We start from the raw sequence: 13,692 nt of genomic DNA, 5'->3' as shown, positions 1-13,692 counted from the left end.
TGTGTACTAATAGAAAGGGTGGTACTTAATGGCTAAGACAAATAAGCAAATGTCAGAAGAACTTGATAAGAAGCTAGATGCTTTAGAGTATTTAAAAGACGAAAGTAATTATTTACGTGGGACAATTGAGCAAGGCTTAGCAGACCCACTTACTGGTGCTATTTCAGATGATGACACTAAATTATTGAAATTCCATGGTAGCTACCAACAAGATGATAGAGATTTACGTGACGAACGTCGCAAGCAGAAATTAGAACCAGCTTACAGCTTTATGATTCGCGTGCGTCTACCAGGAGGAACAGCTACACCTGAACAATGGATTGCCATGGATGACATTTCTAATAATTATGCCAACCAAACGTTGAAATTAACAACACGTCAGACTTTCCAATTTCACGGCATTTTAAAAAGAAATTTAAAAACATCTATGAAGAAAATTAATGAGTCTGTACTCGATACGATTGCGGCATGTGGGGACGTGAATCGTAATACAATGTGTAATCCTAATCCATATCAATCTCATATTCATAAAGAGATTAATGATTATGCAACTAAAATCAGTGACCATCTATTACCTAAGACAAATGCCTATCATGAAATTTGGTTAGATGGAGAGAAAGTATTAGATTCTTCAGAAGAAATTGAACCAATGTACGGTAAGAAATATTTACCACGTAAGTTTAAAATTGGTATCGCCTTACCACCATCTAATGATATTGATGTCTATTCACAAGACATCGGACTTATCGGTATCGTTGAAGATGAAACACTTGTCGGATTTAATGTCACAGTTGGTGGCGGTATGGGTATGACGCACGGAAATACAGATACGTACCCACAAGTTGGTCGTTTAGCTGGTTTCGTTCCTAAAGAACAAGTCGTTGATGTTTGTGAGAAAATCTTAACAATTCAACGTGATTATGGTAATCGTGAGAACCGCAAGAACGCACGATTCAAATATACAGTTGACCGCTTAGGTGTGGATAAAGTTGTAGAAGAACTAAATACACGTTTAGGATGGGAAATTGAAGAACCACGTGATTTTGAATTCGAACATAATGGCGATCGTCTAGGTTGGATTGAGGGCGACGAAGGTGTTTGGAATTATACTTTATTCATTCAAAATGGACGTGTTAAAGATACAGAAGATTATCAATTGAAAACGGCATTACGAAAAATTGCAGAAACACATACGGGTGACTTCAGATTATCTCCTAACCAAAATTTAATTATTGCAAATGTAACTCCAGAGAAAAAAGAAGAAATTCAAAGTCTTATCGATCAGTATGGTTTAACAGATGGTAAAAATTATACGGGATTAAGACGTAATTCAATGGCATGTGTCGCGTTCCCAACATGTGGATTAGCGATGGCTGAGTCAGAACGTTATTTACCATCATTAATCTCTAAGATTGAAGACTTATTAGATGAAGCGGGTGTGGATGATGAAGAAATCACAATCCGTATGACTGGATGCCCAAATGGTTGCGCTAGACCAGCACTTGCAGAAATTGCATTTATAGGTAAAGCACCTGGCAAATATAATATGTATTTAGGCGGTGGCTTCAAAGGTGAACGTTTAAATAAATTGTACAAAGAGAATATTGGAGAACAAGAGATTCTTGAAAGTCTACGTCCAATTCTTATGGATTATGGTAAAGAACGTCTTGAAGGTGAGCATTTTGGTGACTTTGTCATACGTTCGGGCGTTGTTGCTAAAGTTCATGGAGGACAAGACTTCCATAGTTAAAGTTTGAAATAAGTTATTTTAAACGGGGTGACAACATGGGGAAAGTGTATTTAGTAGGAGCAGGACCTGGTGATCCTGATTTATTAACTATCAAAGGTATGAAAGCCATTCAAATGTCAGATGTGATTTTATATGATCGCCTAGTCAATAAAGACATTTTAGATTTAGCTAAACCAGGGACAAAGTTCTTTTATTGTGGTAAAGACCCGAATAGACATTCATTACCGCAAGAAGAAACGAATCGGATGTTGGTTAATTTAGCAAAAAAAGGACATGTTATTACTCGTTTAAAAGGTGGTGACCCGTTTGTCTTTGGCCGAGGTGGTGAAGAGGCAGAAATATTGGCACAACATCAGATTGCATTTGAAATTGTGCCTGGTATCACTTCGGGCATTGCTGCACCAGCTTATGCAGGCATTCCTGTCACGCACAGAGATTATAGTTCGTCAGTTGCTTTTGTGACAGCAGTTAATAAACCTGGTATGTCTAAAGATGATTATTGGGCACATTTAGCGCATGGTCCAGAAACACTTTGTGTTTATATGGGTGTTAAACGATTACCAGAAATTTGTGACCTACTTATTGAACATGGTAAATCAATTGACACGCCTGTCGCACTTGTTCATTTAGGAACGACGACTTCTCAAAAAACAATTGATGGTACGTTAGGTAACATCGTTGAAAAAGCGTCAGAAATAAAAAATCCTGCTATGATTATTATTGGCGATGTTGTCCAAATGCGACAAAAAATTAGTTGGTTTAAAGAACAAACTACGGATTTAGAAATAACCTTACCTTAATTATTAATAATAAAAAAGAATAATCATAAAAGGAGGATACAATATGAGCAATATGCCACTTATGATTGATTTACAAAATAAAAAGATTGTCATAGTTGGTGGTGGGAAGGTAGCAACTCGACGAGCAATGTCATTAGTTGAATACTGTTCTCATGTTCATATTGTTAGTCCTTCAATCACCAAAGAATTACATACTTTATTTCAGCAACAGCGATTGACTTGGGCTGAAAAAATGTTTGAACCACAAGATATTAGTCGCGCATTTCTAGTTATTATTGCGACAAATCAACCAGAGGTAAATCAACATGTTAAAGATAGTTTGCCAGAAGGTACATTGTTAAATCACGCTGCAGATGCTTCTAAGGGGAATGTGACGTTTCCTAGTATGCTTAGACGTGGCAAATTGACTATTAGTGTATCTACAGATGGTGCAAGTCCTAAACTAGGTCGACAAATTATATCGACATTGCAAGACACTTACGATGAACGTTATGAAAGTTATATCGATTTTTTATATGAAAGTAGACAACTTATTAAAGCATCACCGATAGAGCCATCTAGAAAGCAAGCGTTATTACAACATGTATTATCTGAGGACTATTTGGATGAGGAGAAACAAAAAGAATTCAAGCAATGGCTTCAATCACAAGTTTAATGTCAGGGGGCATGTGATATATGAGAAAATTATTTATATTTGCATTAGCTGGTTTTTTAGCCCAACTTGTTGATGGTTCACTTGGCATGGGATTCGGTGCCTCATCATCATCAATATTATTAACTTATGGGATTGCACCGGCCATTGTATCGGCAACTGTACATTTTTCAGAAATAGCTACAACTGCTGCATCAGGAACATCACATTGGAAATTTGAGAATGTGCATAAGCCCACCATGTTAAAGTTAGCTATTCCAGGTGCTATAAGTGGATTTATTGGTGCAGGTCTACTTACACAAATACATGGGGATTATATTAAGCCATATATCGCATTGTTCTTACTTTCAATGGGTATATATATTTTGTATCAATTTTTATTTAAAAGAAATAGAGAAATTCATACACATGTTGGTAAGTTGAGTGGTTTCAAACTTGTGCCTCAAGGTGCTATCGCCGGATTCTTAGATGCGATTGGTGGAGGTGGCTGGGGACCAGTAAATACACCTTTGTTATTAGCTAGTCATAAGATTCAACCACGATATGCAATTGGTACTGTATCGGCGAGTGAGTTTTTTGTAACGTTATCAACGTCATTGAGTTTCATCATCTTCTTAGGTATTACTCAGATTAATTGGTGGTTTGTTATTGCGTTAAGTGTCGGCGGTATGATTGCAGCACCTATCTCTGCATATTTAACAAAAATATTACCAATTAATATTTTAGCCATTTGTGTTGGTGGCTTAATCATCTTCACAAATAGCAATGCATTAATGACTTATTTCGTACACGATGACACAATTTCAAATATTGTAAGATTCGCAATTATTTGTGCGATTGTGATACTTGTTATTATCACTGTGATTCGCAACAAAAAATTGTCTTTTTCTTGAAAATAAAACCGAGTAAACTAATCTAATTAATTGGAAAAGGAGTTATCAAAAATGACAACACATGAACAGATTATTAATTATACGATTAAACCACATGGTGGTACATTAATTAACCGCGTAGTAGAAGGTGAAGAAAGAGATCATCTTTTAGAAGCAGCACAATCATATAAAGTGATTACTTTAAATCCTTGGTCAATTTCTGACTTAGAATTAATCGGTATTGGTGGTTTTAGTCCGTTAACAGGATTTATGGGTGAGGCTGACTACACTAAAGTTGTTGAAGATACACATCTTGAAAATGGATTAGTGTGGAGCATTCCGATTACACTACCAGTTACTGAAGAAGAAGCGGATAAATTAGAAATCGGTGATGACATTGCATTATACGGTGAAGATGGCGAATTATATGGCACATTGAAATTAGAAGAAAAGTACACATATGATAAGAAAAAAGAAGCTCAAAATGTGTATGGTACGACTGACGAGGCACATCCAGGTGTTAAAAAGGTTTATGACAAAGGGAATGTTTACCTTGCTGGACCAATCCAATTAATTAATCGACCTAAACATGATGAGTTCTCTGATTTCCATTTAGACCCAGCAGAAACACGTCAATTATTCCATGATTTAGGATGGAAGACTGTCGTTGGATTCCAAACAAGAAATCCTGTACATCGTGCGCATGAATATATACAAAAATCTGCATTAGAAATTGTAGATGGTCTTGTACTTAATCCGTTAGTAGGAGAAACGAAATCAGATGATATTCCAGCGGACGTTCGTATGGAAAGTTATCAAGCTATCTTAAAGAACTACTTCCCTAAAGATAGAGCGCGCTTAGTCATTTATCCTGCGGCAATGCGTTATGCTGGTCCACGTGAAGCAATTCTACATGCTACAGTACGTAAAAACTATGGTTGTACACATTTCATTGTTGGACGTGACCATGCAGGAGTGGGCGATTATTATGGCACATATGAAGCACAAGAATTAATTTCTCAATTTGAAGATGAACTAGATATTCAAATATTGAAATTTGAACATGCATTTTATTGTGAAAAATGTGGCAACATGGCTACTGCTAAAACATGCCCACACGACGCATCAGAGCATGTACATTTAAGTGGTACTAAAGTAAGAGAAAAACTAAGAAATGGTGAATCATTACCTACAAAATTCTCTAGACCTGAAGTAGCTGAAGTCTTAATCAAAGGGTTAAAATAAAATTAATTCGGAGGGATTTAGCATGAGTCAATCAAGTAATATTACATGGCATGATTCTGAAGTTACTAAGTCAGATAGACAACAACAAAATGGTCATAAAAGTGTAGTGATATGGTTTACAGGATTATCAGGATCTGGAAAATCAACTGTATCAGTAGAACTTGAAAAAGCTTTGTTTCAATTAGAAAAACATTCTTATCGATTAGACGGCGATAATGTAAGACATGGTTTAAATAAGAATTTAGGCTTTAGTCCAGAAGATCGTAAGGAAAATATTCGACGCATTGGTGAAGTAAGTAAATTACTTGTAGATGCGGGAACAATTGCTATAACAGCATTTATTTCGCCTTACAGAGCAGATCGTGATGAAGTTCGTGAAATTTTAGAAGATGGAGAATTCATTGAAGTTTACACAGAGTGTAGCGTGGAAGCATGTGAACAACGTGATCCTAAAGGTCTTTATAAAAAAGCGCGCTCTGGTGAAATAAAAGAATTTACTGGTATAAGTGCGCCGTATGAAGCACCACATCAACCAGAAATTACGATTAATACAGAACATCAAAGTGTAGAAGAATCAGTAAGTACTATTATTGAATATTTGAAGAATAAAGAAATTATTTAAAATTATTATGCGTGTGAGGCTGGGACAAAATAAAATGTCTCAGCCTAATTTTATCATTTTGTTAGTAGCTGACTGATTTGAAAATGTACTTGAATCAAGCTTTTTTCAAACCTAGTCATCCTTGCCTGGTAGGCCGGGCCCCAGCAAAGAGAATTTCCTAAAGAAATTCTACAGGCTAAGCAAGCTGGGGATACAACGAAATAAATTTTGAGAAAATATTATTTCTGTCCCACCCCATACGCTTTTTTTGCATATCGTCTTAAATTAAAGTCAGATTTCTGATAAAATTATGAAAACGTTTTCTATATAAGTGGAAAGCGTATTTCGAAATAAGGGGGAATTCACATGCAAGGGGATAGTATGTGGTTAACAATAATGGGGATAATCATTATCGGCTCAATTGTTGGACTTTTAATTGCAAAAAAGATTAGTCCGGTCGTTGGTATGATTTTAATTCCTAGTATTGGTGCTTTGCTATTAGGATACGGCATTAAAGATTTAGTTAAATTCTTTAATAGTGGTTTAGAATCTGTGATGAGCGTAGTCATCATGTTTATCTTCGCAATTATATTCTTTGGCATTATGACTGACAGTGGACTGTTCAAACCTATTGTCAAACGACTTATATTAATGACTCGCGGTAATGTAGTCATTGTTTGTATTGTCACAGCATTGATTGGTATGTTTGCACAATTAGATGGTGCAGGTGCTGTCACTTTCTTATTATCAATTCCTGCATTATTGCCACTATATAAAGCTTTAAACATGAACAAATACTTATTAATTCTTTTACTAGCAATTAGTGCTGCGATTATGAATATGGTGCCTTGGGGCGGTCCAATGGCTCGTGTTGCTTCTGTATTGAAAGTGAAAAGTGTTAACGAATTATGGTATGGCATCATTCCAGTACAATTGATTGGCTTCGTGTTAGTACTTATCTTCGCAACTTATTTAGGGTTTAGGGAAAAGAAACGAATTAAGAAGGCAATCGATAACGGTGAAGTAGAACCTACATTAAACATTGATATTCATCGACTTGTGAAAAACTACGAACGAGATCAAGACATTAAGTTTCCTGTAAGAGGACGCGCGCTCAAACATGGTTGGGTAATTTGGACCAATGTATTGTTGACGATTATCGTATTAGTTATGATGTTAACTAACATTGCACCGCCAGAATTTGCCTTTATGGTTGGTGTTGCAATTGCATTAGTGATTAACTTCCCAAATGTGGATGAACAAATGAACCGTCTAAAGGCACATGCACCAAATGCATTAATGATGGCCGCAGTTATTATAGCAGCAGGTATGTTCTTGGGTGTTTTAGAAGAGACAGGTATGTTAAAGTCAATTGCTTTAAATTTCATTAAGATCATTCCTGATGCCGTTGGACCATATTTACATATCATTGTTGGTTTCTTTGGTGTTCCACTTGATTTACTTACAAGTACAGATGCGTATTATTTCGCGTTACTTCCTATAGTAGAACAAACTGCAAGTCAATTTGGTATTAATCCAGTTTCAACAGCATATTCAATGGTAATCGGTAATATTGTAGGAACATTTGTAAGCCCATTCTCTCCTGCATTATGGTTAGCTATTGGTCTCGCTGAGGCAAATATGGGTACATATATTAAGTATGCATTCTTTTGGATTTGGGGATTTGCGATTGTGTTATTAGGCATAGCAGTATTAATTGGTACAGTTACAATCTAAATTACTAGATACAGTACGTTGTTAAAAGATTTTAATTGAATAATTAAACTCATATTCCTCCTTATAAGTATGTCGCTGATGTCTTATAAGGGGGGATTTGATTTTTTTATCATTACTATTATAAAAAATACTTCCAAAATATCCTCGCCAAACCTTGAAAACGATTCATATTTCCCACTTTTCATGAAATAAAACATCTTTAAAATTATCAGATATTTTACAAGTCGGGTATATACATTGTTGATTAATATAGTATAAGCACTGTCATAGAAGTGTTTTTATAATTGTAATATAAGTCTATGTTTATTACATGAAACGTAAAATTATTATGATTCATTTACAAACCCTTAACATTCCACACAAACCCTTGTGTGTCTGTTAGAGTATGTCTTGTCGTTATTTAACGAGGAAAAAATTTCTTAAAACTATTTTGAATCAAATGATTTAAAATTTCTGATATGTCAATTGCAGGTAGCCACGAGAAAAAATAAGCTTTAAACATTCTAGGAGGATATTTTATTATGAAAAAGATCGCTACAGCTACAATTGCAACAGCAGGTATTGCAACATTCGGATTAGCACATCAAGATGCAAACGCAGCGGAAAACAATAATGGATATAACCCTAATGACCCATATTCATATAGTTACACTTACACAATTGACCAACAAGGTAATTATCATTATGAATGGCAAGGTAACTGGAGCCCATCTCAAGTTCAACAAGGTGGTCAACAAAACACTGGCAACCAAGCAGTAAATAATACTCAATCAAACAATAACTACAACTATAATTACAATAACAATCAATCAAACCAATACACTCAATCATACACAGCAAACAATAATGCTGGCGGTGGTTTAGGTGCTAGTTATTCAACTTCAGATCGTAACGTTAAAGTCACAACTCAAAACGCACCAACTACACAATCAACTAGTTCAAGTTCTAGTAGCGAAGCATTAGCTGGTAAATCAAGTGGAGGTTCTAACCTTTACACTGCAGGTCAATGTACGTATTATGTATATGACAAAGTAGGCGGTAAAATTGGTAGCACTTGGGGTAACGCAAATAACTGGGCAACTGCAGCAGCTGCAGATGGCTACACAGTTAATAACACACCTAAAGCAGGTGCAGTAATGCAAACATCTCAAGGTGCATACGGTCACGTTGCATATGTTGAAAGTGTAAACGATGATGGTTCAGTTAAAGTTTCAGAAATGAACTATAATGGTGGACCTGGTGTCGTTTCATCACGTACAATCTCAGCTAGCCAAGCTGGTTCATACAACTACATTTCATAATTTGAAATCACTTTTAACCACGATTCCTTATCATACGGAGTCGTGGTTTTTTCTTTTGAGAAAAGACTGTGACAAGATAGGTATTCGTGTGATTGAAGTCCAACCATAAAGGGAAACATAATATAAAGAAGAATAATGCTTAAAGAATATTATGTTTAATTGTGAAGGAGGGTGAGTAGAGATGACGTTTGATGTGATTAAGTGGATTATATTAGCTCTAATTGCTATTGTAACTATTGCGATTATTTGTGGTCTCATTTGGGGTTCGTTATTAGAAGAACGAGCATATGATAAACGCTCTAAAAAAGAAAAACGAAAAGAAACTGAGAAAAATTTAGAAATGGCAAAAGGTCATACTGATAATAAAGGTGTAGATGGTGACTATGAAGAGGCACCAACTAAAGAAGGAACGCTCAAAGATGAGCATATTAATCATCGTGAGAAATAATGATTATAAAACCCTTGGAAGATGCTATATCAAGCATACTTTCAAGGGTTTTTAAATTGAATAGTAAGGTTGAATGTTCACATTTTATTTACATTTAATATCTCAATTTTTCTTCATTTCTATACTTTTAACATCTGCAAGTGATAAACTATGTATGTTAAAAAATCACAATAATTTTCAGAAAAGTTAGGAGCTTTCATCATGCTACTGTTTGTAGTAGAAATCATCATAATGATACTGGCTATTATATTAGGGCTTCGCACAGCTGGTGCATTAGGGTGTGGTATCTTCGCCATTGTGGCACAACTCATTATGATCTTTGGTTTTCAATTGCCTCCAGGTTCAGCGCCTGTCACTGCAGTTTTAATCATTTTATCTATTGGTATCGCAGGTGGTACTTTACAAGCTACAGGAGGAATAGACTATTTAGTCTTTCTTGCTTCTAAAATTATCGAGCGTTTCCCGAAATCCATTATTTTTATCGCACCAATGATTGTCTTTCTGTTTGTATTTGGTGTAGGTACCGCAAATATTGCGTTATCTTTAGAACCTATTATTGCTAAGACTGCTGTTAGAGCAAATATCCAACCTAAACGACCACTCACCGCATCTGTTTTGACTGCAAATTTAGCCTTATTATGTAGTCCTGCAGCATCAGCAACAGCTTACATCATATCAGTAATGGCTGGTTATCACATTTCAATGGGACAATATTTAAGTATTGTATTACCTACAGCGATTATTACGATGTTAATGTTAAGTGTCTTTTGTACATTTGTTGGTCGTAAGACAACGGTCACTGTAAGTGAAATTGCACATACACCTGAAGTGTCAGTCAAAAAATCATTTACAACGAAAACCAAATTAGGCGTAGTTGGATTTTTATTATGTGTTGCAGGTATATTAACTTTTGGTATTTTTCCAAATTTAATGCCTTCATTTAATGTTGATGGTGAACAAGTTAAAGTAACTATGACGGAAATCGTCCAATTCTTTATGTATTTGAGTGTCGCAATTAATTTATTAATGATAAAGATTAACACGAGTGATATATTGTCATCTAATATTGCGCAATCAGCTATTGGTGCACTCTTTGCAGTACTTGGCCCAGGTTGGTTAGGTGCTACTGTATTTAATGCACCGCAAAATTTAAAAATTATACAAGACGATATTGGACAAACAATTCAATCTATACCTTGGCTAGTCATTGTCTTAGTTGCCATAGTGGCAATGATCGTTATCTCGCAAACTGCAACAGCCTCCATTATGGTGCCGATTGTCATGAGTATGGGTATTCCACCAATGTATTTCATTGCAATGGTCCAAACGCTTAATGTCAATTTCGTCATTCCAGCACAGCCAACATTATTATTTGCAGTTAATCTAGATGAGACTGGACGCACACGTGCAACAAGTTTTATTATTCCAGGATTCTTTGCGATTGGTGTATCAATCGTGGTTGGATTTCTAATTAAATTTTTATTGGGATTATAGATTATAAGACCACTAATTTTGGGTAAATGCTCAAAGTTTAGTGGTCTTTTCTTTTGAAAATGAACAGGTATTTTAAAAGAATTTAAATAAATATAAATTCACAATAACAGTATTATTATGCAAAATTAATACAATATAAAATTTGTTAAATACGTTAAGTTTAAACTTAACACTGTTGTTATGGCAATTTTTAAAGCTTTAAAATATGTCTGAAATATATATTTATTCAATAAAAAGAAAAGTATAATTTGAATGGAATTTGCATTTTTATTTAATTTTAGATATCGTCAATATGTGAATAAACCGTGACAAGAAAGTGGTTTTTAATTTTTATCGAAACAACAATTTTGAGGAGGAACATAATTGAAACGAGAAAAAATTATGGATTGGCCGACTTTTATAGGGACGGTAATCGTATTACTTGTAGCTGTTACACCGATGATGGTATTTCCTAAGGCTAGTGAAAAAGTAATTACCGATATCAATAGCGCAATCTCCAATTCAATTGGATCCGTGTATTTATTTATGGGATTAATCATTCTATTCTTTGTACTATATATTGCATTCGGTCGTTATGGCAATGTAACACTTGGAAAGGCGACTGATAGACCAGAATTCAATAACTTTAGTTGGGCATCTATGCTCTTCTGTGCAGGTATTGGATCGGATATTTTATATTGGGGTGTCATTGAGTGGGCATTCTATTATCAAGTACCACCGAATGGTGCGAAAGCGATGTCTGATGAAGCACTTACATATGCAACGCAATATGGGATGTTCCATTGGGGACCAATCGCTTGGGCAATCTATGTGTTACCAGCGTTACCTATTGGTTATTTAGTATTTGTTAAGAAACAACCAATTTATAAAATCAGTCAAGCATGTCGTCCAGTTTTAAAAGGACAAACGGATAAATTCTTAGGTAAATTAGTGGATATATTATTTATTTTTGGTTTACTAGGAGGCGCAGCAACATCACTTGCTCTTGGAGTGCCAATGATTTCTGCTGGTATAGAGAAACTTACAGGAATCGATGGAGAGAATATGGTTGTGCGTTCAATCATTTTATTAACAATCACAGTAGTATTCGCAGTCAGTTCGTATTCTGGCTTGAAAAAGGGAATTCAAAAATTAAGTGATGTTAACGTATGGCTATCATTCTTATTATTAGGCTTTGTATTTATTGTTGGGCCTACTGTATTTATTATGGAAACAACGATTACAAGCTTTGGTAATATGTTGAGAGATTTCTTCCATATGGCCACTTGGATGGAACCTTTTGGTGGCATTAAGGGACGTAAAGAAACGAATTTCCCACAAGACCGGACAATATTCTATTGGTCATGGTGGTTAGTATATGCACCGTTTATCGGTCTATTCATCGCACGTATTTCAAAAGGACGTCGTCTTAAAGAAGTCATTCTAGGTACTATTATTTATGGTACATTAGGCTGTCTATTGTTCTTTGGTATATTTGGAAACTATGCTGTGTATTTACAAATTACAGGTGAATTTAATGTGATTAACTTTTTAAATACACACGGCACTGAAGCAACGATTATTCAAGTAATGCATCAATTACCATTCTCATCATTAATTGTTGTATTGTTCTTGATTTCTGCTTTCTTATTCTTGGCGACAACATTTGATTCAGGTTCATATATTTTAGCTGCTGCATCTCAGAAAAAAATTGTTGGAGAACCATTAAAGGCTAACCGTCTATTCTGGGCATTTGCGTTATGTCTTTTACCGTTCTCTCTTATGTTAGTTGGTGGTGAACGTGCGCTAGAAGTATTAAAAACAGCATCCTTACTGGCGAGTGTACCGTTAATTGTCATATTTATTTTTATGATGATATCGTTTATTATTACGCTTAATACAGATCGGATTAAACTGGAGACAAGAGCGGATAAACATAAAGAAATTGAGAGACGTTCATTACGTATTGTGCAAGTTAAAGAAAAATCAGATGATGATGACAACTTATAAATAAAAAAGAGCTAGCAGATTCTTCAAAGTTTTACACTTTAGAAAATCTGCTAGCTTTTTTAAATATCTTCTTTTTCTGGAATTGGGTAATGTTCGAATATCTGTCCACTTTCAATGGCATTACTTAAGTTTTCTAACCATTTACAATATTGCTTTGTGTGGTCTAATTGAGCTTGGATTTTATCGACTTCTGCTTTAGCATGTTCGTCTAAGTCAGCATTTTTTAATGTTTCGTCTAACAGTAATTGTGCCTTTTCGACCGCTTCTAAATTAGTATCAACTTCACGTTCCCACTTTTGTGTAAAGAAATTTCGGAAAAAATGGAAGAAGTTTTTTTCTGCAATGAAATGTTGTTTTCTGCTACCACGCGTAAATTGTTGTTTTACGATGTCGAATTCTTGTAATTTCTTGACACCAGCACTCATGCTAGGTTTGCTCATTTGTAAATGCTCACGCATCTCATCAAGCGTCATGCTTCCTTCGAAGACCATTGTGCCGTATAAATTGCCAACGCTACGATTCGTACCGTACAAATCCATCGTTTCACCGATTGAGTTAATCACAAGGTCTTTTGCTTCTTCAATTTTTTGATCATAATTCGTTGAACGTGCCATAGTGCACCTCCATTGTTACTTAGTAATTTTTCAAAAGAGAAATAAACGATGATGTTTATTTTTTCGATTCTAAATCATTATAAAGTGTTTGATGAAAAGTTTCAAAATCGCATATTCATTATTAGCACTTTTGATACTAAAATTTCAAGTTTATGTAAAAAATGTGCAGATATGTGTTGTTTGCAAGAC

The 13,692-nt window shown here is 35.1% G+C and carries 12 protein-coding genes; 11 read left to right on the top strand and 1 reads right to left on the bottom strand.

Going from position 1 to position 13,692, the window contains the following annotated elements; translation table 11 throughout:
- Positions 1-28 precede the first annotated feature (28 nt).
- The 11 genes from cysI to HMPREF3265_RS07050 all read left to right on the top strand — a co-directional run bounded on the left by cysI (position 29) and on the right by HMPREF3265_RS07050 (position 12,889).
- Positions 29-1,750: an assimilatory sulfite reductase (NADPH) hemoprotein subunit gene (gene cysI / locus HMPREF3265_RS07100; protein ID WP_037551515.1), complete on the top strand. Its 1,722-nt coding sequence runs from the start codon at positions 29-31 to the stop codon at positions 1,748-1,750.
- 35 nt (positions 1,751-1,785) lie between these two features.
- On the top strand, positions 1,786-2,550 hold the full coding sequence (gene cobA / locus HMPREF3265_RS07095) for a uroporphyrinogen-III C-methyltransferase (protein WP_011274742.1): 765 nt from the start codon (positions 1,786-1,788) through the stop codon (positions 2,548-2,550).
- Between the two features lie 43 nt (positions 2,551-2,593).
- Positions 2,594-3,205 carry an NAD(P)-binding protein gene (locus tag HMPREF3265_RS07090; RefSeq protein ID WP_070861206.1) on the top strand — a complete coding sequence of 204 codons (612 nt, stop codon included), beginning with the start codon at positions 2,594-2,596 and terminating at the stop codon, positions 3,203-3,205.
- 20 nt (positions 3,206-3,225) lie between these two features.
- Positions 3,226-4,095: a sulfite exporter TauE/SafE family protein gene (locus HMPREF3265_RS07085; RefSeq protein ID WP_011274744.1), complete on the top strand. Its 870-nt coding sequence runs from the start codon at positions 3,226-3,228 to the stop codon at positions 4,093-4,095.
- Between the two features lie 51 nt (positions 4,096-4,146).
- Positions 4,147-5,319 (top strand): sulfate adenylyltransferase, encoded by a 1,173-nt coding sequence (gene sat, locus HMPREF3265_RS07080; RefSeq protein ID WP_070440931.1) that lies wholly within the window; start codon positions 4,147-4,149, stop codon positions 5,317-5,319.
- Positions 5,320-5,341: 22 nt separating this feature from the next.
- On the top strand, positions 5,342-5,941 hold the full coding sequence (cysC, locus tag HMPREF3265_RS07075) for an adenylyl-sulfate kinase (protein WP_037551520.1): 600 nt from the start codon (positions 5,342-5,344) through the stop codon (positions 5,939-5,941).
- A 345-nt stretch (positions 5,942-6,286) separates the two neighbouring features.
- A complete protein-coding gene (locus HMPREF3265_RS07070) occupies positions 6,287-7,657 on the top strand; it encodes a CitMHS family transporter (RefSeq protein WP_070440928.1) in 1,371 nt (456 codons plus the stop codon).
- Between the two features lie 521 nt (positions 7,658-8,178).
- Positions 8,179-8,958 (top strand): CHAP domain-containing protein, encoded by a 780-nt coding sequence (locus HMPREF3265_RS07065; protein ID WP_070440925.1) that lies wholly within the window; start codon positions 8,179-8,181, stop codon positions 8,956-8,958.
- Between the two features lie 181 nt (positions 8,959-9,139).
- Positions 9,140-9,406, top strand: a complete 267-nt coding sequence (locus HMPREF3265_RS07060; RefSeq protein ID WP_037551523.1) for a hypothetical protein — start codon at positions 9,140-9,142, stop codon at positions 9,404-9,406.
- Positions 9,407-9,607: 201 nt separating this feature from the next.
- Positions 9,608-10,900, top strand: coding sequence for an anaerobic C4-dicarboxylate transporter family protein (locus HMPREF3265_RS07055; protein ID WP_070440922.1), 1,293 nt, complete (start codon positions 9,608-9,610; stop codon positions 10,898-10,900).
- 363 nt (positions 10,901-11,263) lie between these two features.
- Positions 11,264-12,889 carry a BCCT family transporter gene (locus HMPREF3265_RS07050; protein WP_070861205.1) on the top strand — a complete coding sequence of 542 codons (1,626 nt, stop codon included), beginning with the start codon at positions 11,264-11,266 and terminating at the stop codon, positions 12,887-12,889.
- Between the two features lie 59 nt (positions 12,890-12,948).
- On the opposite strand, the gene HMPREF3265_RS07045 is transcribed toward HMPREF3265_RS07050, so the two are convergent.
- Entirely contained in the window at positions 12,949-13,503 is a 555-nt protein-coding gene (locus tag HMPREF3265_RS07045; RefSeq protein ID WP_037551526.1) for a choline uptake/conversion transcriptional regulator CudC, read from the bottom strand.
- Between the last annotated feature and the right edge of the window lie 189 nt (positions 13,504-13,692).

This window comes from Staphylococcus sp. HMSC62B09 (genome assembly GCF_001839115.1).
Taxonomy (GTDB): Bacteria; Bacillota; Bacilli; order Staphylococcales; family Staphylococcaceae; genus Staphylococcus; species Staphylococcus haemolyticus.
Note: the sequence above shows the minus strand (reverse complement) of the source record. Positions and strands in the feature narration are given on the sequence as shown.

Excerpts from the sequence above, each read along its gene's own strand:
- cobA (WP_011274742.1), top strand. The coding sequence starts at position 1,786 with ATGGGGAAAGTGTATTTAGTAGGAGCAGGACCTGGTGATCCTGATTTA.
- HMPREF3265_RS07065 (WP_070440925.1), top strand. The coding sequence starts at position 8,179 with ATGAAAAAGATCGCTACAGCTACAATTGCAACAGCAGGTATTGCAACA.
- sat (WP_070440931.1), top strand. The coding sequence starts at position 4,147 with ATGACAACACATGAACAGATTATTAATTATACGATTAAACCACATGGT.
- HMPREF3265_RS07070 (WP_070440928.1), top strand. The coding sequence starts at position 6,287 with ATGCAAGGGGATAGTATGTGGTTAACAATAATGGGGATAATCATTATC.
- cysC (WP_037551520.1), top strand. The coding sequence starts at position 5,342 with ATGAGTCAATCAAGTAATATTACATGGCATGATTCTGAAGTTACTAAG.
- HMPREF3265_RS07055 (WP_070440922.1), top strand. The coding sequence starts at position 9,608 with ATGCTACTGTTTGTAGTAGAAATCATCATAATGATACTGGCTATTATA.
- cysI (WP_037551515.1), top strand. The coding sequence starts at position 29 with ATGGCTAAGACAAATAAGCAAATGTCAGAAGAACTTGATAAGAAGCTA.
- HMPREF3265_RS07090 (WP_070861206.1), top strand. The coding sequence starts at position 2,594 with ATGAGCAATATGCCACTTATGATTGATTTACAAAATAAAAAGATTGTC.
- HMPREF3265_RS07045 (WP_037551526.1), bottom strand. The coding sequence starts at position 13,503 with ATGGCACGTTCAACGAATTATGATCAAAAAATTGAAGAAGCAAAAGAC.
- HMPREF3265_RS07060 (WP_037551523.1), top strand. The coding sequence starts at position 9,140 with ATGACGTTTGATGTGATTAAGTGGATTATATTAGCTCTAATTGCTATT.
- HMPREF3265_RS07085 (WP_011274744.1), top strand. The coding sequence starts at position 3,226 with ATGAGAAAATTATTTATATTTGCATTAGCTGGTTTTTTAGCCCAACTT.